The organism is Streptomyces sp. NPDC054956 (genome assembly GCF_053609185.1).
Map to the genome: position 1 here is coordinate 1 of NZ_JBSGXB010000519.1, position 3189 is coordinate 3189.

A 3189-nucleotide genomic window follows, 5' to 3' on the forward strand; every position below is an offset into this window, starting at 1 on the left:
CGGGTCCGGGGTCCTGTGGCCGAAGGGCGGTGCGAAGGTCAGCCGTCGGTACGGACCGCCTGCGGCGCCCCGTCCGCGGCTCCGTCGGCCTGGGCGGGCAGGTCGGCGTCCTCGTCGCCGCCGGCCCACTCGGGCTCGCGGGGCCGCTGCGGCAGCAGGAACGTCAGCAGGAAGCCCAGGGCGATGATGCCCACCTCGTACCAGAGCACCTTGCCGGTGGCCTTGGCGTAGCCCTCCTCGCGCGAGCGCTCGGAAGCCTTGGCCAGCGCCTTGCCGACCTGCTCCGCCGCACCGGCGGGCACGGCGTTCTCCGGGACGATCCGCTGGCAGGCCTCGGGCACCTTGCCCGTGTCGCCCTCCTCGGCGCTCGCCTTCGCACAGGCGCGGAAGTTGACCGCGATCTGTTCCTGCGCGGGCGCCGCCACACCGACGGCGGCGAGCTCCTTGCGCAGCTGTGGCAGCGCGGCGTCCGCTCCCGCCACGGCCTGCGAGGTGAGCAGGTTGAAGAAGAGGACGCCGATCACGGCGACACCGGCCGCCGCGCCCAGCTGGTCGGCGGTGCTGAGGACACCCGAACCGGAGCCCGCGTGCTCCACCGGCACCCCGCCGAGGACGATGTCCACGACCGGGGAGATGACGAAGCCGAGGCCCAGACCGAGGACCGCGAGCGAGGGGGCCAGGTTCCAGCCGCCCACGTCGGCGCCGTAGTGGTTGATGGTCCAGATCAGGGCGACCATGCCGACACCCATGATCACCATGCCGATGCTGAGCACCTTGCGGCCCATCTTGAGCGCGAGCACCGCGGAGAACGAAGCGGTGATCATCGCGCCGAAGGAGAACGGAATGGTGGCCAGACCGGAGGCCAGCGGCGAGAAGCCGAGGCCGACCTGGAGGTAGAGGGTGAACGGGAAGAACAGACCGGCGATGATCGCGAAGAAGCTCAGCATCACCACGAGACCGGCCACGAAGGACCGCTCCTTGAAGAGGCTGGGCTCCACGAGCGCCGAACCGTCACGCGCGGACTTGCGCACCTCGTACACGCCGAAGACGACGAAGAGCGGGACGGAGCAGGCCATCGCGATGAAGGTCCACGCCGGCCAGCCGGATTCGGCACCCTGGATCAGCGGGAACAGCAGCGCCAGCAGGGCGGCCGTGATCAGCGCGACGCCGACCAGGTCGAGGCGCTTGATGTGCTCGGACCGGGACTCGCGCACGTACATCGCGACACCGATCAGAGCGGCGATGCCGATCGGCACGTTGACCAGGAAGATCGGGCGCCAGCTCCAGCCGAACAGGTCCGCGTTGACCAGCACGCCGCCGAGCAGCGGGCCGATCATCGCGGCGATGCCGGACAGCGCGCCGAACAGGCCGAAGACCGCGGCCCGCTCCTTCGGCGGGAACGCCACCTGGAAGATGGAGAGGCCCTGGGTCATCACCATGGCCCCGCCGAAGCCCTGCAGCACGCGGGACGCGATCAGCATCTCGGTGCTCTGCGCGACACCGCACAGCAGCGACGCCAGAACGAAGGCGATGATGCCCGCGGTCAGCAGCCGTTTGCGCCCGAGCATGTCGCCGATGCGGCCGACGGTGATCAGGCTCAGGGCGAAGGTGAGGGTGTAGGCGGCGGCCACCCACTGGAGGGCGGCCTTGCCCGCTCCCAGATCCGTCTGGAGCACGGGAAGCGCCACGTTGACGATCGTTGTGTCGATCAGGTCGAGGGCGATGGCCACGAGGATCACGGTGGCGGCACGCCACCGTTGCGGATCGGGCTCCTTCACCCCTTCGGGATACGGCTGGTTGTCCGCGTTGGTCACGGTGGCTCTCCTTGATAGACGGGTGGCCGCGAGCATTGTGGCGAGAGCGGCTCGAGCCCCGGTGGAGAGAGTGGACCGTCCGCTTCCGGCCGTACTCGCGGCCCCCGCGGCCTGCGGCTCCATCGCGAGTCGAGCAGGAGCGCGGACGATGCCCGGGGCAGCGGCGCGTGCCGCGCCGGAAGGGAATGCGCGGACATGAGGCTGTACCTGCTGAGGCTTGGCGTCATCGCCGGACTGGGGGCGCCGGTGCCGGGCTACCTGATCCGTACCGACGACGGCGTGAACGTCCTGGTCGACACGGGCGCCCCCGTCGACCCCTCGCCCGACGCCCGCATCAAGGTGGCCGCGGGCCAGGACGTGGTGACCACGCTCGCCGCGCTGGGTCTGGCCACCGACGACATCGCGTACGTGGTCTGCTCGCACCTGGACCCCGACCATGCCGGCTTCCACGCGTCCTTCCCCGGCGCCGAGTTCGTCATCCAGCGCGAGCACTACGACCTGGCCCGCTCCGGAACCGACCCCCGCCTCACGGCCTCCCGGGGACTGTGGGACGTCCCGGGTCTGAACTACCGCACCGTCGACGGCGACACCGAGCTCCTGCCCGGCATCGAGCTGCTGGAATCCGGTGGCCACGTACCCGGCCACCAGTCGGTGCTGGTGCGCCTGCCGGAGACGGGACCGGTGCTGCTGGCGGTCGACGCCATCCCCATGTCCATCGCCCTGGACCCGGACACGCGCCCGGTCTTCCCGTTCGACCAGGACGAGAAGACGGTCCGGGAGAGCACCCGCAAGCTCGTCGGGATCGCTCGCGAGGAGAACGCCCTGATCGTGCACGGCCACGACGCCAAGCAGTGGGAGTCGCTGCGCGTCGCCCCCGAGTACTACGCGTAGGAGGAGACCGGAACATGAGCGGCGAACGCGTTCGCGTGGTGATCTACCTGCGCGCTCCCGAGGGCGAGGCGCCCCTGCTGGAGAAGACCTACCGCGAGATCAGCTGGGTGCGCGGCGAGGGCGCCGGCACCCGGATCGCCGGCCTGATCCGCAGCGAGCTGCTGCGGGACGTGGACCGGCCCGGAGAGTACCTGCTGCACAGCGAGTGGGAGACCCTCGAGCACTACCGCACCTGGCAGTTCGGCCCCGACCACAAGGACAACCCCTCGGTGCTGCGGCCCTACCAGGACCGCTCCCGGGGACGCCACTACGCCGTGTACGGCATCACGTCCGAGGACTGACCGGCCTCGGGTACGAGCGAAGGCCGCCCGGGGAGATCCCCCGGGGGGCGTGGCGCGGTGCGGGCCCTGTCTATTATAAACAACAGACGCAGCCGACCAAGTAATTTTTTTAGATATCGGGGGGGGGCGGGTCATTAAAAAAT

At 70.1% G+C, this 3189-nt stretch carries 3 protein-coding genes; 2 read left to right on the top strand and 1 reads right to left on the bottom strand.

Annotated elements, in window-relative coordinates:
* Positions 1-38: 38 nt before the first annotated feature.
* Positions 39-1814 (bottom strand): MFS transporter, encoded by a 1776-nt coding sequence (locus tag ACWGDE_RS37645; protein WP_453393584.1) that lies wholly within the window; start codon positions 1812-1814, stop codon positions 39-41.
* 195 nt (positions 1815-2009) lie between these two features.
* On the opposite strand from ACWGDE_RS37645, the gene ACWGDE_RS37650 reads away from it, so the two are divergent.
* Positions 2010-2705, top strand: a complete 696-nt coding sequence (locus ACWGDE_RS37650; RefSeq protein ID WP_453393585.1) for an N-acyl homoserine lactonase family protein — start codon at positions 2010-2012, stop codon at positions 2703-2705.
* A gap of 14 nt (positions 2706-2719) precedes the next feature.
* Complete coding sequence (locus ACWGDE_RS37655; protein ID WP_453393586.1) at positions 2720-3046, top strand: antibiotic biosynthesis monooxygenase family protein; 327 nt, start codon at positions 2720-2722, stop codon at positions 3044-3046.
* Positions 3047-3189: the final 143 nt, after the last annotated feature.

What these genes read in the sequence shown, in the direction of transcription:
- ACWGDE_RS37655 (WP_453393586.1), top strand. Translation starts at nt 2,720, where the DNA reads ATGAGCGGCGAACGCGTTCGCGTGGTGATCTACCTGCGCGCTCCCGAG.
- ACWGDE_RS37650 (WP_453393585.1), top strand. Translation starts at nt 2,010, where the DNA reads ATGAGGCTGTACCTGCTGAGGCTTGGCGTCATCGCCGGACTGGGGGCG.